The sequence below is a fragment of the Rhodococcus sp. ACPA1 genome, from assembly GCF_002300195.1.
Classification (GTDB): Bacteria; Actinomycetota; Actinomycetes; order Mycobacteriales; family Mycobacteriaceae; genus Rhodococcus_F; species Rhodococcus_F opacus.
Genome location: NZ_NSDX01000001.1, coordinates 104,373 through 129,316, shown reverse-complemented (window position 1 = coordinate 129,316; position 24,944 = coordinate 104,373). Strand labels below are relative to the sequence as shown.

Below are 24,944 nucleotides of genomic sequence, written 5' to 3'. Positions count from 1 at the left end.
CGAACGTCCGTCACCCACTCTTGCGGAGATCATGAACGCCACCCCCGAATCCCCAGCCGTCACCACCCCTTCGCGCCCGAATCTTCCTGCCGAGACCACCGCGTCGATGGCGGCGCTGCTGGCGCGGCTCGCGGCACTCACCCGAACTGCGGGTCGCGGAGATCTCCTGACCCGGCTGTCGCACACCGAGGCTCGTCTCGCGGATCCGCGGACGCGGGTCGTGGTGCTCGGCCTGACCGACAAGGGTGTCAGTTCGGTGGCAGGTGCGCTCGTCGACGCGGACGTGTCGGCGACGGCGCAGTCCCGGCACGAGCCGGTGGTCGTCGAGTACGGGCCGGTGGTGCTGGTCGACGCGCCCGGATTCTCCGGTCACGCCCCCGCCCGTGCCGCAGACACCCTCGCACTCGTCCCCACTGCCGACGCGGTGCTGTTCGTCTCCGATGCGAGCCAGGAATACACCGAACCCGAGATCGCTCTGCTCACGCAGGTGCACAAGCTGTGCCCGGTGGTGATCTGCGTCGTCAACAAGATCGATTTCTATCCGCAGTGGGCAGACATCCAGAAGGCCAACCGCACCCACCTGCAGAATGCGGACCTACCTCTGCCGCTGCTGCCGGTGTCCGCACTGATGCACGCGGACGCCCGCGAGGCCGGCGACGACGCACTCGACGTCGAATCCGGCATCCCACAGCTGGTCGACTATCTGCGCAATCAGGTCGTCGCACAAGCGGATGTCGTGCTCCGCAATTCGGTGATCGCCGATGTTCGCACCGTCACCGACCATCTGTCGTTGTCGCTGAGCGCCGAACTGGATGCGCTGCGCGATCCTCAGCGTGGCGCCACACTGCTCGAACAGATGACCCGAGCCCGTGCGGCGGCCGATCAGCTCCGGCAGCGATCCGCGAACTGGCAGTACACGCTGGCCGACGGCGCGATCGAGTTGATGACGGACATCGAGCACGACCTGCGTCATCGTCTGCGCACCGTCATCCGCGCGGCGGAGGAGGACATCGGCAAGTCCGACCCGGCACCGCGATGGCAGGAGTTCGGTTCCTGGCTCGACGGCGAGATCGCGACGTGTGTGCGGGACAACTTCGTGATGGCCCACACCCGTTCGCAGGCCCTCGCACTCTCGGTCGCACAGCGTTTCGCCGAGGACGGCAAGGTCCCGGTTCCCGCGCTGCGCATCGACAACGTAGATCATGTGCTCGAACCCGTCAACACCCTCGAATCCCTCGAGAGCGCGCAGGGTTTCACACAGCGCGTCCTCTCCAGCATGCGCGGGTCGTACGGTGGCGTGCTGATGGTCGGCCTCGTCACGAGCCTCGCAGGCCTGGCACTGGTGAATCCCTTCTCGATCGGCGCGGGAGTTCTGCTCGGCGCCAACACGTATCGCGAGGATCGGAAGGCGCGTACCGCCCGCAGACAGGCGGAGGCGAAGGTGGCGGTGTCGAGGTTGATGGACGACGTGATCTTCCAGGTGGGCAAGGAGTCGAAGCAGCGGCTGCGCGAGGTGCAGCGCGTCCTGCGCGACCATTTCACCGACCTCGCCAACGAGATGCTCCGATCCGTCGACGATTCGCTCCGCGCGGCGACGGACACGTCGAAGATGCACGACGACCACCGTGCGACGCGGTCGTCGCAGATCCGCACGGAGCTCGACACGCTGCGGCAGATCCGAACGCAGGCCGTCGGATTCGCGGGGCAGGTGGCGGCATGAGCGTCACTCGCCTGGGTTCGCAGACCCGCCAGCTGATCGATGCCGCCCGGCACGAACTGCGCAGCGACCCCGCCACCGTCGAGGAACTCCGGCACTGCAGCGCACGCCTCGAGGAGCCGCTCCGCGTGGCCCTCACCGGCACACTGAAGGCCGGGAAGTCGACGCTGCTCAACGCCCTCGTCGGTGAGGAGATCGCGCCCACCGACGCCACCGAGTGCACCCGGGTGGTCACGTGGTTCGAGCAGTCCGCCACGCCACGGATCGATCTCACCCACGATGCCGGACGCCGGACGCGACTGCCCGTGCACCGGGACGAGGGCAGGCTCTCGCTGGATCTGGGGACGGTGACCGCGGATCGGGTGGAGCGGCTGCAGGTGGGGTGGCCGTCGGCGCTGCTCGGCGAGTTCACGCTCGTCGACACTCCCGGAACGTCGTCGAACTCGCGGGACGTGTCGGCGCGCACCAGGGCGCTGCTCCTTCCCGAGGACAGGCCATGCGACGTCGACGCCGTCGTCTACCTGACCCGAGGTACCGACGGGGCGGACGTGCGGTTGCTCGACCAGTTGCAGACCCGGGTCGGCACGGCCGCCGGTCCGCTCGGCATCGTCGGTGTGCTGTCGCGGGCCGACGAGGTGAAGGGCGGTCGCGAACGCACCCTCGATGCGGCCCGGGCCGCCGCGGACGACGCGGGTCGCCGGGTGCAACGGAGCCTGCTCCCCGTGTCGGGTCTTCTCGCGCTCCGCGGCCGCACGCTGCGTCAGACCGAGTTCGACGACCTCGCCGTCCTCGCTGCGGTTCCGGACAGCGCACTCGAGTCCGCGCTGCGTTCGGTCAGACGGTTCACCGCCGAGGACGCCGATCTCGTGCTGTCGCCCCGGCAACGACGCGACCTTCTCGACTGTTTCGGTCTGTTCGGTATCCGGTTCGCGGTCAGGCTGATTCGCGCGGGCGCGACCGACGCCCCGGCACTGGCCCGTGAGCTGACGGCGCACAGTGGTCTCGAGGACCTTCGCCGCACACTGCATCTGCAGTTCGGTCAGCGCAGCACCGAACTGAAGGCACACTCGGCGCTCAGATCGCTGAAGGCCGTGCTGGCCCGGACACCGTCGTCGGCGAGCCGCAGCCTGAGCAGAGCGGCCGATCGGCTGCTCGCGGACACCCATGTGTTCCGTGAGTTACGGGTGTTGTCGGGGCTGCGCACCGGCGGTCTGCAGTTGCGGGACGCGGATGTCGTGCTCCTCGAGCGGGTGCTCGGCGGCGAGGGCATGTCGCCGCACATCCGCCTCGGCATGCCCGCCGACGCCGCCCCGGAGCAGATCTCGCGCGTCGCGCTGACGGCCCTGCGGTTCTGGCGGTCCCAGGCGGGACGCCCGGCCATCGACACCGCGACGGTTCAGGCGTGTGCGTGTGCGGCGCGGTCCTGCGAGGCCATGCTCGGCGCGCTGACGCTCAGCGTCGGGCGACTCGCCTGACCTGTTCGCTCACGATGTCGATTGCTCTCTCAGGGCCTGGTTCACGATCGGGCCGACGACGGCGAGAGCGTCGGGTGACGTCATCTGCCAATGCGTGACAGCCACGGCGTGGTTGTGCACCACCCCCGTGACCGCGTTCTCCCATCCGCGGGCCGCCCTCCCGCCGGTGGCATCGTCGGCCGCCGCGGTGAAGAACACAATGTCTCCGTCGAAGCATGCAGGCCGGTACTCCGACATCAATCTCGAGTTTCGGTCCGCCGCCGACACGAGCCGCCTCACGACCTTTTCGGTGTGCTCTACGGAGTGCCCGGACATTTCGGCCAGCGCGACAGCGACACCACCGAGGCTCGGGTCGGAGATGCGGTCGACTGCTGTCTCTTCGATACCGAACCCACCCAGCAACTCACGCACCGAGACCTCCGTGGGCGACCCTTCCTCGACCGCCGTCGGACCGGCGAAGCTGTCCATCATGGCCAGCAATTCCACACCCTCGCCGGCTGCCTGAATCCGGACCGCGATCGCATGCGCGATGACACCGCCGAGTGACCAGCCGAGCAATCGGTACGGACCGGATGGTCGGATCTGGCGGATCTCACGGACGTACCGGTCCGCAAGTTCATCGAGAGACTCCGGAAGATAGCTGTCCTCGAGAATCGACGGACTCTGGATGCCGTAGATCGGCAGATCAGGGTCGAGGTACTGACGTAGACCCGAGTAGCACCACGACAGTCCGACGATGGGATGGATACAGAACAGCGGCGTGCCCTCTTCACCGTCCGCTCGGATCCGAAGCAGCGGCCCGAACCCTTCCTCCACCGGACCCGTGGCTCCGTTCTCGATCCGAGCGGCCAATCCTTCGACGCCGGGATCCGTGAACAGCCACTGCAACGGAACTGCCGCACTCAGGTCCTGCTTCAATCGGGCGACGATCCTGGGCGCGACCAGGGAATTGCCGCCCAACGCGAAGAAGTCGTCATCCAGCCCCACCTGTTCGACACCGAGAATGTCGGTGAACGCCGAGGTCACGATTCGCTCGACGCGCGTCGTCGGCCCCCGGAACTCCCGCTTCGTGAACGCCGGGGCAGGCAATGCGTTCCGATCCAGCTTGCCGCTCGCGGTCAGAGGCAATTCGTCGAGTACCATCAGCACATCCGGCACCATGTACTGGGGCAGCGACCTGCCGGCCGTGGCACGGACCGATTCCACGTCGATCAACCGACCGCCTGCGGGGACCACGTACCCGACCAGCTGCTGACCGAACTCGCCGTCGTGCACGATCACAACGGCCTGCACGATCGTCTGCTGCGCCACCAGCGCGGTCTCGATCTCGCCGAGCTCGATACGCAGCCCGCGCACCTTCACCTGAGAGTCCAGCCGACCCAGATACATCAGCTGTCCGCGTGGGTTCCACTTGACCACGTCCCCCGTGCGATAGAGACGCGTCCCTGCTGCCCCGAACGGATCGGCCACGAATCGCTCCGCCGTCAGCCCCTGGCGGCGATGATAGCCGCGAGACAGCTGCACTCCTGCCAGATACAGCTCTCCTTCGACCCCGATGGGCACCGGGTGGAGACGTCGATCCAAGACCAGTGCGGTGGTGTTCCAAACAGGTTCACCAATCGGGACCGATTCCCGCTCGAGTCCGTCGCATCGGTGGGACGTCGCGGTGACCGCATATTCCGTGGGACCGTACTTGTTGTCGAGACGAGCCTTCGACCGCGACGCACATCGCGCAGACAACTCCACCGGCAATTCTTCCCCACCGGCAAAAACACACCGCAACGAATCCGGTAGACACGCCTCCGGATCGGCCAGGAGCGCCGCCAGCATCGACGGTACGAACGCGGCCACGGTAACACCGGAGTCGTGCATCAGTGACAGCAGATAGTCCGGATCCCGATGACCGTCTGGACGCGCGACGATCATCCGGGCACCGACGGCCAGCGGAACCAGTAGTTCCCACATCGACACGTCGAACGTCACCGGCGTCTTCTGCACCACGACATCGGAGTCGCCGAGCTCGTATTCGGCTGCCAACCAGGACATTTGATTGACAATCGCGCGGTGGCTGACCGAAACCCCTTTGGGCCGCCCGGTCGATCCAGATGTAAAGATCACGTACGCCAGATTTTCCGGCCGTGCGGGCGTCACGACTTCGGACTCCCCAACCGGCTCGGACGAATACACCGACAAATCGAGGGCGTCAACGTTCAGCACGCGATTCCGGGACGTGTCGAATCCGTCTCGGGAGGTGGACAGGACGCAGACGGGTCCTGTGGTTTCCAGGATGTAGTCGTTGCGTGCCGGGGGTTGATCAGGGTCCAACGGCACGAATGCAGCACCCGTTCGGAGCACCGCGTAGATTCCTGTCACCAACTCCAGCGACCGGCGCATCCCCAATGCCACCAACGACTCCGGTCGTACACCCTCGTCGATCAATCTTCGAGCCAATCGGTTCACCCGAGCAGAGAACTCGGCATACGACAGCGACTCGTTGTCGTACACGATTGCCACCGCGTCCGGTGTTCGGGCCACCTGCGCATCGAATCCGTCGAGCAACAGTCCATCCGGGACGTCGTGTCCCGTGATGTTCCACTCGCGCAGCATCTGACGCCGCTCGTTCTCTTCGACGATCGAGATGTCGCCCACCGGCATCATCGGATCCTCCACCACCGCTTCGAGAATTCGCACGAACCTGCGCGCGATCTCGCGCACCGTCGCGCCGTCGAACACATCCGTCGCGTAGGACAGCCTCCCCACGAATCCACCGCCGCCATCTGCCGACTCACCCACAGTCATCGACAGGTCGAACTGCACCGCTTGCCGATCGACCTCCACCGGCGAGACCGTCAATTCCGGAAGCTGCACCGCCGGCCGACTGAAGTTCTGAAACGCCAACATCACCTGGAACAACGGAGAGAACGACTGAGACCGAATCGGATTCAGCCTTTCCACCAATCGTTCGAACGGAACATCCGCCCGAGAGAACGCCTCGAGATCGGCATCGCGGATCCGCCCCAGTAGCTCCGCGAACGATTCGTCCGGCTGGTACTGCGCCCGCAACACCAACGTATTGACGAACATGCCCACCAGATCGTCCAACGCCGCATCACCACGGCCCGCGATCGGCGACCCGATCGCGATATCGGTGGCCCCACTCAGCCTCGCCAAGAGCACCGCTAGCGCCGCGTGCACCACCATGAACGGCGTCGCACCCGCCTCTCGCGCAAGCGACACGAGACGCGCCACCGTTGCCGCCGGCACGGTGAAATCCACGCTGGAACCGAGGCCCGACCGAACCGCCGGGCGTGGCCGGTCGGTAGGTAACGCCAGCGCATCCGGCAGCCCCGACAACGCACCCAACCAGTACGCGATCTGCTGCGACATCAACGATCCCGGATCGTCCTCCGAACCCAGCACCTCCCGCTGCCACAACGCGTAATCCGCATACTGCACCGGCAACGGCGTCCAGGACGGCTCGTGCCCTGCGTGCCGGGCGGCATATGCCACCAACACGTCTCGGCCCATCGGCCCGGTCGAGAAACCGTCCGCGCAGATATGGTGCACCACCACCGCCAAGACGTGCTCGGACTTCGACATCCGGTACAGCGCCCCGCGCACCGGCACCGATTCCGTGACCTCGAAGCCCGCCGTGAGCAATGCGGCCACCCGCATCCGCAGCTCTTCCTCGTCCGCGACCGGAATCGGCGTCAGGTCCATCGACACTCTCGACGCCTGCACGATGCGCTGTGCCGGCCCCTGGACCGAGTCCGGGAACACCGTCCGCAAGGCCTCGTGCCGAGCGAACACGTCGCGCACCGAAGCCTGTATCGCTGCCACATCCAGTTCACCGGACAGGCGGACCACAAGCGGAATGTTGTATGCCGCCGACTCCGGGTCGAACTGGTTGAGGAACCACATCCGCTGCTGCGCCAACGACAACGGAATCCGCGCCGGCCGCACCCGACGGGTCAACGCCGGCCGCCCACCTTCACCGGCATGCTGCTCGGCCCGCACCGCCAGCGCCGCCACCGTCGACGCCTCGAAGATCACCCGAACCGGCACACGGGTGTCCAACGCCGCACCCAACCGGGACACCACCTGCGTCGCAACCAACGAATTACCGCCCAACGCAAAGAAATCGTCGTCCAGACCGACCCGCTCGAGCCCCAGCACCTCCGCGAAAATACCCGCCACGACCTCCTCGACCGGCGTAGTCGGCGCCCGAAACTCCCGGACGACGAACGACGGCGCGGGCAACGCCCGTCGGTCGAGCTTCCCACTGGGATTCAACGGCAACGCGTCGAGCACGACCAGCACGTCGGGCACCATGTACTTCGGCAGCGATGTGCTCACCACCTCGCGTGTCGCCTCGACGTCGACGGTCCGCCCGCGGGACGGCAGCACATACCCGACCAATTGCCGACCGAATTCACCGTCGCGCACGACCACAACGGCCTGGTCCACCGACTCGTCTGCCGTCAGCGCGGCCTCGATCTCCCCGAGTTCGATCCGCAGGCCACGTAGCTTCACCTGGAAATCGGTGCGGCCCAGGTATTCGAGGTCACCGTTCGAATTCCACCGCACCAGATCACCCGTGCGGTACAGCCGCTCACCGGAGTCGGCGAAGGGATTGGCGACGAAACGTTCTGCCGTCAGCGCCCCGCGGGCGTGATAGCCGCGGGCGAGCTGGATTCCGGCGAGATACAACTCCCCCGGCACGCCTACGGGCACGCGGTGTAACCGGCGGTTCAGCACGAACGTGCGGGTGTTCCTTATCGGTCTCCCGATCGGTATCGGACCCGCCACGCCCTGCAGGCAGCGATGCACGGTCGAGGTCACCGTGGCTTCCGTCGGACCGTAGGTATTGTCCAGCACTGCCTCGGTGCGCGCGGCGAACCGAGCGGCCAACTCCGAGGGCAGCGCTTCTCCGCCGACCGAGACGTACCGCAGCGACCGCGGCAGCGCGAGCGACGACTCCGCGAGGAACAACGCGAGCATCGACGGCACGAATTCCAAGATCGTGACGTGCCACCGGTCCGACATCCGCAGCAGGTACTCGGGGTCACGATGTCCCCCAGGCTCGGCAATCACCAATCGGGCACCGACCTGTAGTGGATAGAACAACTCCCACACCGATGCGTCGAACGTAATGGGCGTCTTGTGCAACACCGTGTCGCGATCGCCGAGCGCGTAGCGGCTACGCATCCACGCAATCTGGTTGACCACCGAGCGGTGGCTGACCGCGACGCCTTTCGGTCGCCCTGTCGATCCGGACGTGAAGATCGCGTAGGCGAGATTCTCGGGCCGCAGCGGAGCCAGCCTGGACGCGTCGGTCACCGCCTCCGCGTCGAAGACCGACAGGTCCAGCATGTCGACTTCGACGGCGTCCAGCGCCGCCGGCAGGTCGCCGCGGTCCCTGGACGTGGTCAGCACGACGACGGGTTTCGCGGTCGCAATCACGTAGTCGGTGCGGTCTGCTGGATGCTCCGGATCCAGCGGCAGGTACCCGGCACCGGCTTTGAGCACAGCGTAAATGCTCACCATCATCGCGAGGGAGCGACTCATGCCCAGCCCCACCAGCGACTCCGGTCCTACCTCTCGTGAGATCAAGTATCGGGCCAGCCGATTCGCGCGAGAATCGAACTCGGCATAGGTCAACGACTGTTCCTCGAACACCACCGCCACCGCATCCGGCGTCCGGCGTACCTGCTCGTCGAAGAGATGCACCAGGGTCCCGCCCTCGACAACCACAGCTGTGGCATTCCACCGATCCATCGCCGCACGCTCGTCGACGCTTCGCAACTCGAGCTCGCCGACCGGTACGGTCACATCGCGTGTGACCGCCTCGAGGATGGTGACGAGTCGGGTCGCGAATCGGGCGACCGTCGATTCCTGGAACAGGTCGAGCGCATAGACGATTGATCCCTCGATTCCGGTCCGATGCCCCTCGGAATCCGAGGTGTCGGTGAAATGGAATTCGAGATCGAGTTTCGCACCGACGATGTCCGTTTCCAGCGGGGCGATCTCCAGGCCCGGCAGAGTTACCCTGGACCGGACGAAATTGTGAACCACCAGCAGTACCTGGAACAGCGCTGAATGGGCCGTGGAGCGCGTGGGATTGAGGACTTCCACCAGGCGTTCCAGCGGAACGTCGGGGTTGCCGAATGCGGCGAGGTCGACTTCCCTGACGTCGGCCAGAATGTCGGCGAACGACATTGCGGGGGCGACGCGGCTGCGCAGCACCAGTGTGTTGCCGAACATGCCGATGAGGTCGTCGAGTGCCGGGTCGCCGCGTCCGGCGATCTGTGTGCCGATGGGGATGTCCTCAGTTCCGCTCAGGTGGGCCATCAGCACCGCCAGCGACGCGTGGACGACCATGAAGAAGGTCGAGTTATATTCTCGCGCACGCTGCTCGATACGCTCGGCCAGATTCGAACTCAGAGTGAAGCCGACCTTTGCGCCGCGCGGTGATTGTACTGCCGGACGCGGATGATCCGTCGGCAGCTCCACCATCTCCGGCAGATCTGCCAGAACCTCGGTCCAGTACCGCAGTTGTTCCGAGATCAGTGACGTCGGATCGTCCTGCGCGCCGAGAATCTCCCGCTGCCACAGAGTGTAGTCCGCATACTGCACCTCGAGCGGCGACCAGCCTGGCTCCCGTCCCTCACGCCGCGCGGCGTACGCCACCACGATGTCGCGCGACATCGGCGCTGCTGAGCCGCCGTCGCTGGAAATGTGATGCACTACCATCGCCAGCACGAACTCGTGGTCGTCGAGCTGGAACAGCCTCACGCGCAACGGAACTTCCCGGGCCACATCGAACCCGCGCCCCACGAAGTCGAATACGCGGGCATGTGCCTCCTCCGGAGCTACCCGCTCCGGCGCCACACTCAGCGGGAGCGCAGATGTGGGGACGATTACCTGAGACGGCCCGTGGCCCGAGTCCGGGAACATGGTGCGCAGGGCTTCGTGCCGGTCGATCACGTCGACCAATGCTGTCTGCAGCAATTCGATGTCAAGATCACCGGAAAGCCGAATTGCCAGAGGAATGTTGAAGGCCGCCGACTCCGGGTCGAACTGGTTGAAGAACCACATCCGCTGCTGCGCCAACGACAACGGAATCCGCGCCGGCCGCACCCGACGGGTCAACGCCGGCCGCCCACCTTCACCGGCATGCTGCTCGGCCCGCACCGCCAGCGCCGCCACCGTCGACGCCTCGAAGATCACCCGAACCGGCACACGGGTGTCCAACGCCGCACCCAACCGGGACACCACCTGCGTCGCAACCAACGAATTACCGCCCAACGCAAAGAAATCGTCGTCCAGACCGACCCGCTCGAGCCCCAGCACCTCCGCGAAAATACCCGCCACGACCTCCTCGACCGGCGTAGTCGGCGCCCGAAACTCCCGGACGACGAACGACGGCGCAGGCAACGCCCGTCGGTCGAGCTTCCCACTGGGATTCAACGGCAACGCGTCGACGACCATCACCTGCGACGGCACCATATAGGTCGGCAGAGTCTCGCCCACCCTGATGCGCAGGGTCTCCGGGTCCAGGGCAGCCTTGGTATCGGGAACGACGTATCCCACCAGTTGTTCACCGGTGTGGGGATCGTGGCGCAAGACCACGACGGTCTGTGCGACTCCTTCGCACCTGCTGAGCGCTGCCTCGATCTCACCGAGTTCGATCCGCAGACCCCGCAATTGCACCTGTGAGTCGATTCGCCCGACGAAGTCCAGTCGTCCGTCTTTGGTCCACCGCACCAGATCGCCCGTGCGGTACATCAGTTCGCCGGAACCCCTGAAGGGATTGGCCACGAATCGAGCTGCCGTGAGTGCACCGCGGGCATGGTAGCCGCGGGCGAGCCCACTGCCCGACAGATACAGCTCGCCGATCACGCCGACCGGAGAGGGATGCAGCCTTGCATCGAGGACAACAGCTCCGGCGCCCTCGATCGGGGTGCCGATCGTGATTCGTTCCTCCGGCACGAGCGGCTCGGTCATGGAGATGATGATGGTGGTCTCTGTGGGACCGTAACTGTTGAAGAAACGACAGGCGGGTGCGAACTTCGCGACCAACTCCGGCGGGCAGACGTCTCCTCCGACGACCACGGCCTGGAGTTCGTCGAGCCCGTCCGGGTCGACGATCCCCAGCGCCGCCGGCGCTGTGATGATGTGGGTGACCCGCTCGACGCGCAGCAACTCCGCGAGCTCGCCGCCACCGATGATCTCGGGTGGAGCGACAACCAAGGTGGCGCCGGCACTGAACCCCGCGATCATCTCGAATACCGACGCATCGAAGCTCGACGACGAGAATCTCAGCACCCGCGAGTCGCCGGTCAAGTCCAGTTCGAGGCGGGCGTCCGCACAGAACGACGCCAGCCCGGCATGGGTTACAACGACACCCTTCGGGACCCCGGTCGAACCCGACGTGTAGATCATGTAGGCCGCATTGGACAACGCGAGCGGCGCACCGCGCTCGCCGTCTGTGATCTGTGCCGCCGAAACCTCGTCGCACAGATCCTGCACTTCACCCGCGGCGGGTACCAGCCAGGCAACCTTTCCCGGCAGCGACGTGGTCTCGGTGCTGGTAAGACCGATCACGGCCCCTGAATCGGCCAACATGTACTCGATCCGCTCGGCCGGCAGTTTCGGATCGACCGGCACGAACCCGCCGCCCGCCTTCGCGACCGCCCACACCGCAACCACTGATTCGATGGACCGAGCGAAGGCCAACGCGACAAATGTTTCAGGACCGACACCACGAGAGATCAGCACTCGGGCCAGTCGGTTCGATCGGGAGTCGAGGTCCGAATACGACATCTCCACACCACCGCAGGTCAACGCAACACCCACGGGGTTCGACGCGACGCCGGCCGCCAGAATCTCCGGCAACGTCCGTGCCTGAACAGGCAGTGGCTCAGGGGCCGCAGCCGCGAGCACCCCTTGCCGCTCGGCCGGACCCAGCAAGTCGACGTCGCCCACCGCGACGGACGGATTCTCGATGACCGCGTCGAGCACCCGCACGAACCCCTCGGCGATCCCGTACACCGTCGGAGCATCGAAGATGTCCGCCGCATACGACAGCCTCCCCGCATACCCGCCCCCGGCCGCCTCACTCAGAGCCATCGAGAGGTCGAACTGCGCGGCCTCCCACTCCACTTCCACCGGTGACACCGTCAAACCCGGAAGCTCCACCCTCGACGGCGCGAAATTCTGGAATGCCAACAGCACCTGAAACAGCGGCGAGAAGGACTGCGACCGCACTGGATTCAGCTTGTCCACCAACCGCTCGAACGGCACATCAGCCCTGCCGAACGCCTCGAGGTCCGAATCGCGCACCCGCCCCACCAGCCCCGTGAACGACTGACTCGGCTCACAATCGGCCCGCAATACCACTGTATTGACGAACATGCCCACCAGATCGTCGAACGCCGCATCACCACGACCCGCCACCGGCGACCCGATCGCGATATCCGATGTCCCACTCAACTTCGCCAACAGCACCGCCAACGCCGCATGCACAACCATGAACGGGGTCGCACCCTGCTCACGGGCCAGCGCCGCGAGACGCACCACCGTCGCCACCGGAACCGCGAAATCGACACTCGCACCCACCCCCGACCGTACCGCCGGACGTGGCCGGTCGAGCGGCAGAGCCAGCACGTCCGGCAGACCCGCGAGCGCATCCGCCCAGTACTCGAGCTCCTGCGACATCAGCGACGTGGGATCGTCCTCCGAGCCGAGAAGGCCTCGTTGCCACAGGGTGTAATCCGCATACTGCACCGGCAGCGGGGTCCACGACGGCGCGTCGCCGGCTGTGCGCGTGGAGTAGGCGTGCACCAGATCGCGGGCGAGTACCTGGATCGACCAGCCGTCGATGCTGATGTGGTGCATGACCATCACCAACACGTGTTCGTCAGGAGCCTCGCACCGCACCAATGTCAGAGCGATCGGGATTTGCGTGGTCACGTCGAATCCGCGTGCCATTGCCTCCCGGATCCGTGTATCCAGAGCAGCGGCCGGGACGACGTCGGGCGCAACGTCGATCAGATCGCCGGTCGCGGCGTGATCGACCGGCAGCACGAGCTGAGACGGGCCGTCAGGGGATTCGGGAAACATCGTCCGCAGCGATTCGTGCCGTTCCAGGATGTCCGCGGCGGCCCGTCGGAGTGCGTCGACGTCGAGGGGGCCGGACAGCCGCAGTGCCGCCGCCACGTTGTAGGCACTCGACGTGGGGTCGAACCGATTGAGGAACCACACTCGGGTCTGAGCCAGGGACAGGGGGAGCCTGTCGGGCCTCGGGCCGGACACGAGCGCGGGGCGCGGTCCTGCACCGGCGTGCATCCGGTCGACGGCGGTGGCCAGAACCCCGACGGTGGGCGACTCGAACAGCGACCGCACGGTCAACCCGGTGCCGAGCTCATTGTTGATCCGGGCGACCACACGGGTCGCGATGAGGGAGTTACCCCCGAGGTCGAAGAAATTGTCCGACATACCGATCCGCGAGGCGCCGAGTACGTCCGCGAGAATCTCCGCGAGGACGTACTCCGTCGGGGTGCCGGGCGGGACGAACTGCGCCGAACTCGCGAACTCGGGAACCGGCAGTGCCGTGCGGTCGAGTTTGCCGTTCGCAGTCAACGGCAGTTCCGCGAGCACGACCAGCGCCGACGGCACCATGTACCGGGGAAGCACCGTTGCGGCAGCGTCGAGGAGCGCGCGCACGTCCGGGGACCTCCCGGGCGCAGGTACCACGTATCCGGCGAGATAGTCGCCGGTGGACCCGTCGTTGCGGGCCAGTGCCACCGCCTGTGCAACATCTGCGTGCCCGTGCAGCGCCGCCTCGATCTCACCGAGTTCGATGCGCTGGCCGCGAAGCTTGACCTGGAAGTCCGTGCGGCCCAAGTATTCGAGCTGCCCGGTCGGCAGCCACCGAACAAGGTCACCGGTGCGGTACAGCCGACAGCCGTCTCGCACGGTTCCCGCGGCCGCGAGGGGGTTCGCTACGAACCTCTCCGCCGTCAGATCGGACCGGGCCTGGTATCCGCGCGCGAGCTGGACACCGCCGAGATACAACTCGCCCGCTACCCCGACGGGGACGGGACGCAGGCGTCCGTCGAGCACATACGTATGGGTGTTCCAGACCGGTGCTCCGATCGGCACGGTGGTCTCGTCCGGCCCGGTCTCGTAGGAGGTCACGTCCACCGCTGCCTCGGTGGGACCGTACAGGTTGTGCAGCTCCGCCCCGCTCACCCGGTGCAGATTCGCCGCCGTCACAGGCGGCAATGCCTCACCACTGGTGAACACCCGGCGCAGCGAATTGCACCCATCGACATGCGCTCCGACCAGGAATACGGCGAGCATCGACGGCACGAAATGCACCGTGGTCACAGATTCTGCGCGGATGACCCGCTCGAGATAGGCGGGGTCCCGGTGCCCGTCGGGCTCGGCGATCACCAGTCGCGCGCCGGTCTGCAACGGCCAGAACAACTCCCACACCGACACGTCGAACGTCACGGGGGTCTTCTGGAGAACCGTGTCGTCGTCGCTCAGTGGGTACCGATGCTGCATCCACAGCAGCCGGTTGACGATGCCCTCGTGCGGCACTGACACGCCCTTGGGTCTGCCCGTGGAGCCGGAGGTGAAGATGACATACGCAGGGTTTCGGGTATGCAACGGCCCCAACCGGTCCCGGTTCCGGATGGGGTCATCGGACAGCGCCGATACATCGAGGGTGTCGAGGTCGAGGGCCGGCACCTCGGCGGGCAGCGCGACGCGATCCGCGGTGGTGGTGAGAACGACGACTGGACCGGCGGTTGCCACGACGTACGCGATCCGCTCGGCCGGCTGGTCCGGGTCTATCGGGACGTACGCGCCGCCGGCCTTGATCACGGCGTAGATTCCCACCAGCATATCCACCGAGCGTCGCACCGCTACACCCACGAGCGATTCGGGGCCCACACCGCCGCTGATCAGGAACCGCGCCAGCTGATTCGCGCGGGCGTCGAACTCTGTGTACGTCAGCACCGTCCCCTCGAACACGACGGCGGGGGCGTCGGGCGTGTGGGCCACCTGCGCGTCGAACAGCTCGGCGAGGGTGAGGCGCGGTACCTGGTGTTCCGTTGCATTCCAGGAGTCGACCACCAGCTCCCGTTCCTTCGGAACGAAAAGGTCGACGTCGCCGACCGGTGTGTCCGTGTCGCGCGCAATGGTCTCGAGAATCCCGATCACGCGCGCCGCGAGTGTCGTGACGGTATCGCGATCGAAAATTCCGTGCTGATAACGCAGACTCAGCCGCAGTCGAGGTTCGAGGATGGACAGCAGGGTGATCGGGTAGTGCGTGGCGTCACGCGCATCGAGAGCGGTCACTCGCATTCCCGCGATGTCGGTGTGCTCGTCGAATCCGGACTTGTCGACGGGGTACGACTCGAACACCGACAACGTGTCGAACAGGTTGCCCAGACCAATGCGTGCCTGGATGTCACCCAGTCCGAGGTAATGGTGATCGAGCAGGGAAACTTGCTCACCCTGGAGGCGGGTGAGTAGCTGCGCGCACGTCTCGTCCGGGTCCATCCGCACCCGCACGGGCACGGTGTTGATGAAAAGCCCCAGCATGCTCTCGACACCGGACAGCTGCGGCGGCCGACCCGACACGGTGGCACCGAACACCACATCACGACGGGAGAGCAACCGGGACAGCAGTATTCCCCACGCCGCCTGGACGACGGTGTTCATGGTGACTCCATGGCGCGACACCACCGTGTCGAGCGCACCGATCAGGGCCGCGGGCAGTGCGATGTCGACCTCACCCGGCACGCCGTGCTGTTCCGAGGACGCGTGCGGCGCCAGCAGAGTCGGCTCGTCGAGCCCCGCCAGCGCACGTTCCCAGGCGCGTAAGGACGCGTCCCGGTCGAGTGTCGCCACCCATTCCAGGTACGTGCTGTACGGCCGCGGCTCCGGAAGGGCGGGAGCGTCGTCCGCGGCATAGCGAACCAGCAACTCGCGCACCAGCAGTGGCATCGACCATCCGTCGAGGATGATGTGATGGTTGGTCAGTGCCAGCACGTGACGCTCGGGTGCGGTGCGGATCAACAGCAGGCGCAACAGCGGAGGACGGGCGAGGTCGAATCGGGCGATACGGTCGTCGTCGAGGAGACGCTCGAGTTCCACTCCCGCCGCCGACCCGTACCCGGTCAGATCCACCTCACGCCACGGCACGTCTACCCTGTCGACAACCAACTGCGCCGGGATACCGGCGTCGTCGTACTCGAATGCGGCACGCAGAGTTGCGTGGTGTGCGAGCAGGCCTGCGGCGGCACGGCGCAGCCGCGCGGAGTCGACCGCGCCCTCGAGGTCGATGCGCAGTTGCGCGGTGTAGATGTCCAGCGAATCGGCGGCCAGCGTCGAGTGGAACAGCAGACCGGACTGCAACGGGGACAGCGACCAGATCTCTCGTAGCCCCGGGTACGTGTGTTCCCAACGCTCGATCCGACTCTGGCTCACCGTGACCAGCTGGCAATCGGACGGTGTCAGACCACCCGCGACGGGCTGAACCGTGTGCGCGGCAAGACCGTCGAGGGCGTTTCGCCACAGATCCGCAAGGGCCGCGACTCCGGAGTCGCGGATCACCCCGGTCGGATACGCGAACGATGCCGTCAATCGGGGCCCCTCGGGGCTGTCGACCACCATCGCGTTGATGTCGATCACCGCAGCCACGGCCATGCCGGATCCGCTCGCTGTGATCAGGTCCGGTGCCTCGGGGTCCGGCAGCCAGCCGAGATCCTGCAAGTCGCCGAGGTGTTGCACGCCCATGCGGCCCAGGTAGTTGAAACTGATCTGCGGCTCGGGAAGACCCCCGAGAATCGACCTCGCGCTCTCGTCGAGATGCCGGAGCAATCCGAATCCGACGCCACGGGCAGGCACCGCGACGAGCTGTTCCTTGACGGTCTTGATCACGACACCGGCAGCATGTCCACCCTCGAAGGCCCCGCCGAGTTCGACGGCCGGCAGTTCGAGCCGGACCGGGAAGGCGCTGGTGAACCAGCCGACGGTACGTGCAAGATCCGCGCCGGCCACCGCCTCCTCCTCGCGCCCGTGACCTTCCAACGTCAGTAACACCGAACGCTCGTCGATCCCGTGCGAGTGTCGCCACTGCACGACCGCCATCGCCAGCGCCGACAGGAGTCCGTCGTTGACGCCGCATCCGAACACATCGGGAAGTCGAGCGAGCACGGCATCGGTCACGGCGGGACTCACGTCGATGTGTACCCGCTCGGTCGTGCGCATCGTGTCGATCGCGGGCGCGATCGGCCGTGTGCCGATCTGCGGGTCAGGGCCGCTGAGAACCTCTCGCCAATAGGGCAATTCGCCTCTGTGCGCTCCTCGATCTGCCGCGTCCTGCAGTCCATATGCCCAGCGGCGGAACGACGTGCCCACCGGGGCCAGCGTCGGCGTCTGCCCAGTGCCCAGCTGCAGCCACGCCGTCGCGAGGTCCGGCAACAACACGCGCCACGACACACCGTCCACCACCAGGTGATGCGCGAGAACCAGCAGTCGGCCTCGTGCACCCTCGGATTCGGAGACACACCACACCAGTTGAAGCATGACCCCGTTTTCCGGGTCCAGGCGCGCCGCAGCAGCCGCACACTCGACGCTCACTACGTCGGCAAACGCGCGGCTGCCGGGTGCCGCCGCCGTGACGATCCTCGAAATCCGATCGCCGGCCGGCACGCTACCGACGGCCGTCGTTTCGAATGCCCACACACCGTCGCCGTCGGGGACGAACTTCGAACGCAGAGCATCATGGTGATCGAGCACCGCCGCGAGCGTCGCACTCAACCGATCCGGATCGACATCAGACGGCAAGGTCAGCAACAGCGCCTGGAAAAAGCCGTCGAAGCGGCCCCGCTCGATCATCGAGCACATGATCGGTGTCGGCGGGATACGCCCGACGCCGCCGCCATCGAGTTCCTCGAGGACGACCGCCGATTCTGCCTCCACCGGCACCGCCACCGCGGCGATTGCGGCGATCGTCTTGTGCTCGAACACGGCCCGCGCACTGAAGGCGAGACCGAACTCCCTGGCTCGGGCGGCGATCTGCATCGCGACGATGCTGTCGCCGCCGAGCGCGAAGAGACTGTCGTCCACACTCACCCGGTCGAGGCCGAGTGCCTCGGCGACGAGACCCGAGAGCTGCTCCTCCGCCGGTGTCGACGCGGCGCGGAACTTGTGTTCGGCTGATCCGAAGTGTGGTTGCGGCAGTGCACTTCGGTCGAGTTTGCCGGCGGCCGTCACCGGCACGTGTTCGAGCCACATCACCGCCGACGGGATCATGTGGGACGGCACGATTTCGGCGACGCCCTCGACAATCGCGATCGGATCGAATTCACAACCGGTGTCGAGGCGCACATACGAGACCAGCGCCGTCGTGCCGCCCGCCGTGCGATGAACCACCGTCGCGGCGAAGTTGACGCCGTCCTGGGCGAGCAGTGCCGAGTCGATCTCGCCGAGTTCGATGCGGAAACCACGGATCTTGACCTGGGTGTCGGACCGGCCGATGAACTCGAGCGTGCAGTGCCCCACCTCGGTTCCTCGCGACGACCGCACCCAGCGCACCTCGTCACCGGTGCGGTAGAGCCGAGACCCCGGCTCACCGAAGGGGTTGGCCACGAATCGGTTCGCCGTCAGCCCGTGCCGATGGTGATAGCCGCGTGCGATTCCGGGGCCGGCGAGGTAGAGCTCACCCACCACCCCGGCGGGCACGGCGCGGAGCTTGCGGTCGAGCACCACGACGCTCGCACCCTGGATCGGGCGGCCGATGGTAATCGGTTCGCCCGGCGTCAGCGGCTCACCTGCGGTGATGATGATGGTCGTCTCGGTCGGCCCGTAACTGTTGGTGAAGCGGCACACCTGCCCGAACCGCTCCACGAGGTCGGGGGTGCACACGTCACCGCCGACCACCACCGCCTCGAGATGTTCGAGCCCACGCGGGTCGACGGTGTTCATCACCGTGGGAGCCGTGATGATGTGGGTCACGCCCTGTTCGCTCAGTAGTTCGACGAGGTCGCTTCCACCAGGCATCTCGGGCGGGGCGACAACCATCGTGGCACCGGCGCTGAAAGCCTGGATCATCTCGAACACCGAGGCATCGAAGCTGGCCGACGAGAACCGTAACACCCGCGATTCGTGGTGAATGCCGAGTTCCGGGCGGGCGCCGGCCGCGAAGTTCGACAGACCGCTGTGGGTGACGACGACCCCTTTCGGAAGCCCGGTCGATCCCGATGTGTAGATCATGTACGCGGGGTGACGGATTGACAGCGGGGCGCGGCGATCCACGTCGCTGATCGTGGCGCTCCGCTGTCGTTCACAGCGTGCGCGCAACTCGTCGTCGTCGAGGACCAGCCAGCGAATTCCGTCGGGCAGTGTTGCACGCAGTTCGTGAAACGTGAGCCCCACCAGGGCCCCCGAATCGGACAGCATGTGCGCGACTCGCTCGGGTGGGAGGTTCGGATCGACAGGCACGAAGGCGGCCCCGGTCTTCGCGACCGCCCAGAACGCGACGAGTGACTCCGCCGACCTGGGAAGACTCAGCACGACGAAGGTTTCCGGTCCGGCCCCCGATTCGATCAGTAGTCGCGCCAGTTGATTGGATCGCTGGTCGAGCTCGTGGTAGGTGACCTCCCGTCCCGACGCCCGAATCGCGACTGCGTCCGGTCCGGCGGCAACGCCCTCGGCCAGCAAGTCGGGGAGGAGCCGCTCCGGCTCTGCCTGCGGACCGCGACATGGCACAAGATCCGCGCGTTCGTCGGCGTGCAGCACGTCGAGAGCGGCGATGCGGTCGGTGGCGGCTGACGCGGCGAAGGCGGCAAAGAATTCGAGGAACCGGGCATGGTGACCGCGCAGCTCCTGTTCGGTGTACAGATTCGGGTTGGCCTCGAAGTCGACCTGCGCCACGTCGCCTGCGACACCGGGATAGATGTTCACTGCGAGGTCCTCCACCGGACCGGTGGTCAGCACGTGGAGCCGGCCGATCGAGGGACCGAGCCGAATCTCGGCGTGGAACATCATGATGTTGATCGACGGACCGAAAAACCCGCGACGACCACCCAGGACGCCCGCGTCCCGTCGTATGTCCTCGTGCCGGTATCTCTGGTGACGTAGCGCTCCGGTCAGCGCCAGTTGTGTACGTCTCATCAAGTCGACGGAGGTCGTTTCGTCCCCGACCGAGAGTCGGATCGGAAGGACATTGGAGATCATGCCGCCCGAGCGGCGCAACCGGGAGGTGGTGCGTGCCGAGACCGGCAGGCTCAACACCACGTCGTCCTGGCCGGTCAGGTGGGAAAAGAATGCAGAGACGGCAGCGACCGCGGCTGTCGCGAACGTCGCCCCGGGTTCCCGGCCGGTCAGACTCTGCAGTGCGGCTGTCGTAGCGGCGGACAACGGTGCGCTGCTCACCAGCGACTGCGCGCCGATCTCGGCCGCTCGCCCGGCGAGGCTGATCGTCGGTGGAAGATTGTGGCTGCGTTCGGCCCAGTACTTGCGGTCCGTCTCGAACCGGCTCGAGGTGCGGTAGCGGGCCTCTTCTTCGACGACCTCCCGCAATCCACTGGCGGTGAACTCGGCGGGCGCGCGACCCTCGACCGCCGCGGTGTACAGCTCCGCGGCACGGTTCATGAACGTCATGGCGCCGAAGCCGTCGAGGGCGATGTGGTGAATTCGCGAGTACCAGAAGTAGCAGTCGTCGGCGACGCGCAACATTGCCGAACGGATCAGCCGATCATGGAGGAGATCGATCGGGTTGCTGCATTCGGCGCGCATCCACGCGAGAGCCGCAGCCCGCGGATCAGGGTCGGAACGGAAGTCGAGATGTGTCATCTCGAAGCCGAGCGACTCGTCGACCGTCTGGAGCGGCTCACCGTCCCACTCGACGATTCGGAGCAGTCCGGTACCGAGTTCCCGGAGTGCGGCGGGTCCGATCCGTGCGAGCAGGCCGATGTCGAGATCAGCGATACCGACCTCTACGTACTGAGCAATGACGATCGGAACGTCGCCCAGCAGGTGCTGGGCGAACCACATTCCACGCTGAGCGGCGGAGAGTGGGAACAGCTCGGAGGGCCGTGCAACATTCGCCATCACCGTGTCCGAAAGGACCGAAGTCGTATCGAAATCGTCCAGCGATGACACCCTCGGCCCTCGGCAATCCATATATCGACACTGAAGCGCGCGAAGGGGAACACCCATGTCACTCAGCTGCGGTTATCGACTCCTCTTTCCGACGCTACTCGCGGCCCAGCCGCCGACGCGATACCTCGCTCCGTTGATACCGCGCGGTCTCTAAATCTCGGCGATCAGAGAAGAGCACAACAAATGGTTTGTTTTGTGCATCACACCGTTTGGATTCCGGGTGGACGGTCAGCCGTTGGGCGGCCGCCAGAGTTCGAGTCGCGGAATGTCCGGTGGCTCGAATCCCAGTACCTGGCCGTAGAAGGACAGTTCGGCGTTGCGGGAACTGATCAGGGTGGCCAGCTTCCGGAATCCGTGCGACTCCCCCTCGTACTCGAGGTAGGCGTGCGGGATGCCCTTCTCCACGAGCGCATCCCGGAACCGTTCCGCCTGCGACGGCGGCACGATCGGATCGTCGAGCCCCTGCAGGAGCAGAACCGGGCAGTTCAGTCCGGCAACGTTGTTCAGCGGTGCACGCTCGGCGTAGAGGTCGGCCGCCTCGGGCAGCGGGCCGATCAGCCCGTCGATGTACCGGGACTCGAAATCGTGGGTCTCCTTCACGAACCCGTCGAGTTCGGCCACCCCGAAGTAGGACGCACCGCACGCGAACACGTCCGACGTGGTCAGCGCCGCGAGCACGGTCCACCCGCCGGCGGATCCGCCCTCGATCGCGAGCCGGCCGGGGTCCGCCATGCCCGCCTCGGCGAGGCCGGTCACCGCCGTGACCACGTCCTCGACGTCGACGACCCCCCACTGTCCCCGCAACCGGTTGCGGTACTCGCGCCCGTATCCCGTGGAGCCGCCGTAGTTCACGTCGACGACGCCGATGCCGCGGCTGGTGAAGAACGCGAACACCGGATTCAGCGACGGCGCGACCCGCGACGTCGGTCCGCCGTGCACGAACGCCACATACGGCGGCAACTCCCCGTCCTCGCCCCGGTACCGCGGGTGACGCGGCGGGTAGGCGATCACGTGGACTTCGCGTTCGGCGCCCTGGAACGTCAGCTGCCGGGCCTCGGGCAGATATGCCGCCTCGGGAAGTTCGGTGACCGACAGCCGGACGGTGCGGAGTGCACCGGTGTCGAGGTCGAGTTCGCGCAGGCCCGACGGGGTCTGGGCGCCGCCGGTGAGCAGCAGGATCCGGTTGCCGTTGCGGTCCCCGAGGCCGACGCTGGTGAGCCCGTCCAGCGGGATGTCCACGAGCGAACCGGTCGCGGGATCGAGAACGGCGAGGGTGTCGGTTCCGAACGTCCTCACGGTCAGGAGCGTGCCGTCGTCGCGGCGGGTGTGCCAGCGGCCGCCGAGCATCCACAGCGCGCCACCGAAGTCGGCGTCCATCGGGCACAACGCGACCGGGTCGGCATCGCCGATGCCGACGCGGTAGAGATTCCACCAGCCGCTGCGGTCGCTGATCGTGTACAGGTCGGTGGGACCGACCCATTCCGGTTGCAGCACCGATTCCTCGGGACCGCCGAGAAGTGTCCGCACCTTCCCTGTCACGCGGCCGCCCTCGACCGCCACGACCCTGAGCTCGGTGCCGTCCCACGGCATCTGCGGGTGATCCCACGCGACCCAGGCGAGGTGCCTGCGATCCGGGGACAGCCGCGGATTGGCCAGGAAGTCGGAACCGGCGACGACGGACCGCACCCGGTGCGGATCGTTCGCCGCCGACCCGTCCAGCGGAATCACGCAGATATCGCGGGAGACGCCGCCCTCCGTGTCGTGCATCTCGCGCACGGCCCACACCTCGCCGTCGATCACCGACAGGTCGCCGTACCGCAGTGAGCAGGGCTGCGGCGGCTCCGGCGTCAGCGGCACCGGTGTCCCGCCTTCGAGCAGGTACAGACGCTGATCGCTGAACTCGGCGAACACCAGGCGGCCGGCGTCGGTGACGGTCCAGGCGCCGCCGCCGTACTCGTGAACGCGGGTGCGGGCGTTCCACGGTGCGGGCAGGACGTCTTCCGGTTCGTCGTCCAGGCCGAGGCGCCGCACCGCGACCCGCCCGCCTTCGCTGGGCCGCAGTTCCGACCACCACACGTCGTCCCCCACGTACCGGCCGCCCTCGACGGGGTGGCCGCTGGAGGCGAGATCCGCCGCCGCGATCGGAGAGGGCCAGGAACCGTAAGGCGCAGAGGTCATCCGCCGAGGATATTCCGCCGTCCTCTACTCCGCAGGCAGCCACGCGCCGTGAAGGCCCGCCGGAACCCGAATCGGTACCACGTCAAATACGGGGCCTCAAGCATGTAGATCAACTACTCGGCCCTGAAGGGGCCGGGTTTGCTGCTCACGTTCCCACTGGCTGCGGGAGGGGTGGCTGCTATGGGCGCGGTTGATTGGGCGGCCCTGTACGCGCGATGTCCGAGTGCGGCGATGTTGCGGGCCGCGTTGTGGTCGGCGTGACCGGCCCACTGGCAGTGCCGGCATCGGAATGTTGCTTGGGAGACCCGGTTCGCCTTGTCGCAGTACCCGCAGTGTGAGCAGGTCCGCGAGGTGTTCCGGGGGTCGACGACGGCGACGGGCACCCCAGCCATCTCGGCCTTGTAGGTGATCTGCGCTCGTAGCTGGGCGTATCCCCAGGCGTGGAGTTGGGTCCGCTGCCCTCGTGCTAGCCGTACCCGATCGCGGATACCCGACAGGTCTTCCACCGCGATTCCACGACCGGTGCGTTGTGCCTTGGCAACAATGGTTTTCGACAGTTGATGGTTGATATCGGTGGCGAACCGCTGTTCCTTTCGTCGCCGTGCCTTCAATTTACGTTTCGCCGATTTCGTGCCGACCCGTTGCAACGTCGCGCGCAGTGTGGCGTACTTCTTCCTACGCGCGGTCACCGCCCCTGCGGACCACCGCACGTCGAGGGTGGCCGGATCGTCGTCGGTGGTGACGGCGAGGTTCACGATCCCCAGATCCACTCCCAGCCAGCCTTCGGCGGTGTCCGGCGGCGGGGCCGGTTCCGGTGAGGGCTCGTCGACGGTGGCGTACAGGTAGAAGTGCCCGTCGCGGTAGACGAGGTCGGATTCACCCTTGCGGGAAGCGAGAAGCTTGTGTTGCCACGGCGCGCACACGAACCGCACACCCCGCATCCGGCCCGCGGTGGTCCAGATCGACACGGTCGACAAATCCAGTTGCCACGACAGGCACCTGTCGTCGAACGGTTGGGCAGCACGTGGCCGGAATTCGACCGCGGTACCGGCCACCGCCGTATACCGTTTCGACCCCGGTCGACCGTAGTTTCCGTTGGTCAGGTTCGCCTGTCTGGTGGTGTACGCGTCGGCAACTTTCCGCAGAACATGCAACGCCGGCTGCGCGGAGAGGCCCCGCGTCTTCACCATCGGATACAGCGCGACCTGCAACGACCGCCGCGATCGTAGTCGCATCGACTGAGCCCACCCGGAAACCTCGTTGGCAACCTCATTGCACGACACCAATGTCGACTCCAGCGCCGCAAACTGATCAGCAGTGGGTTCGAGTTTGACCACGACAATCCGTTTAACCACGCACCCACCGCCTCCCCTAGTCGACTAGCCTTC

Annotated in this window: 5 protein-coding genes; 2 read left to right on the top strand and 3 right to left on the bottom strand. The window is 66.4% G+C overall.

The window, feature by feature from the left end; all coding sequences use genetic code 11:
- The first annotated feature begins 31 nt into the window (after positions 1-31).
- The gene (locus CJ177_RS00470; RefSeq protein WP_095867065.1) at positions 32-1,720 is read left to right on the top strand and encodes an Isoniazid-inducible protein iniA; all 1,689 of its coding nucleotides are present in this window, start codon (positions 32-34) and stop codon (positions 1,718-1,720) included.
- Positions 1,717-3,192 carry a dynamin family protein gene (locus CJ177_RS00465; RefSeq protein WP_095867064.1) on the top strand — a complete coding sequence of 492 codons (1,476 nt, stop codon included), beginning with the start codon at positions 1,717-1,719 and terminating at the stop codon, positions 3,190-3,192. Before CJ177_RS00470 ends, CJ177_RS00465 begins: the two co-directional genes overlap by 4 nt.
- 9 nt (positions 3,193-3,201) lie before the next feature.
- Here the strand turns inward: CJ177_RS00465 and CJ177_RS00460 are convergent, their stop codons facing one another.
- The 3 genes from CJ177_RS00460 to CJ177_RS00450 form a co-directional block, all read right to left on the bottom strand.
- Complete coding sequence (locus tag CJ177_RS00460; RefSeq protein ID WP_373560028.1) at positions 3,202-21,399, bottom strand: non-ribosomal peptide synthase/polyketide synthase; 18,198 nt, start codon at positions 21,397-21,399, stop codon at positions 3,202-3,204.
- A 207-nt stretch (positions 21,400-21,606) separates the two neighbouring features.
- On the bottom strand, positions 21,607-23,556 hold the full coding sequence (locus CJ177_RS00455; RefSeq protein ID WP_095867062.1) for a prolyl oligopeptidase family serine peptidase: 1,950 nt from the start codon (positions 23,554-23,556) through the stop codon (positions 21,607-21,609).
- Between the two features lie 113 nt (positions 23,557-23,669).
- Entirely contained in the window at positions 23,670-24,911 is a 1,242-nt protein-coding gene (locus CJ177_RS00450; RefSeq protein ID WP_005238262.1) for an RNA-guided endonuclease TnpB family protein, read from the bottom strand.
- Between the last annotated feature and the right edge of the window lie 33 nt (positions 24,912-24,944).

Bases quoted from the DNA above. Each gene is read 5' to 3' on its own strand.
- CJ177_RS00470 (WP_095867065.1), top strand. From the start codon at position 32: ATGAACGCCACCCCCGAATCCCCAGCCGTCACCACCCCTTCGCGCCCG.
- CJ177_RS00465 (WP_095867064.1), top strand. From the start codon at position 1,717: ATGAGCGTCACTCGCCTGGGTTCGCAGACCCGCCAGCTGATCGATGCC.
- CJ177_RS00460 (WP_373560028.1), bottom strand. From the start codon at position 21,399: ATGGATTGCCGAGGGCCGAGGGTGTCATCGCTGGACGATTTCGATACG.
- CJ177_RS00455 (WP_095867062.1), bottom strand. From the start codon at position 23,556: ATGACCTCTGCGCCTTACGGTTCCTGGCCCTCTCCGATCGCGGCGGCG.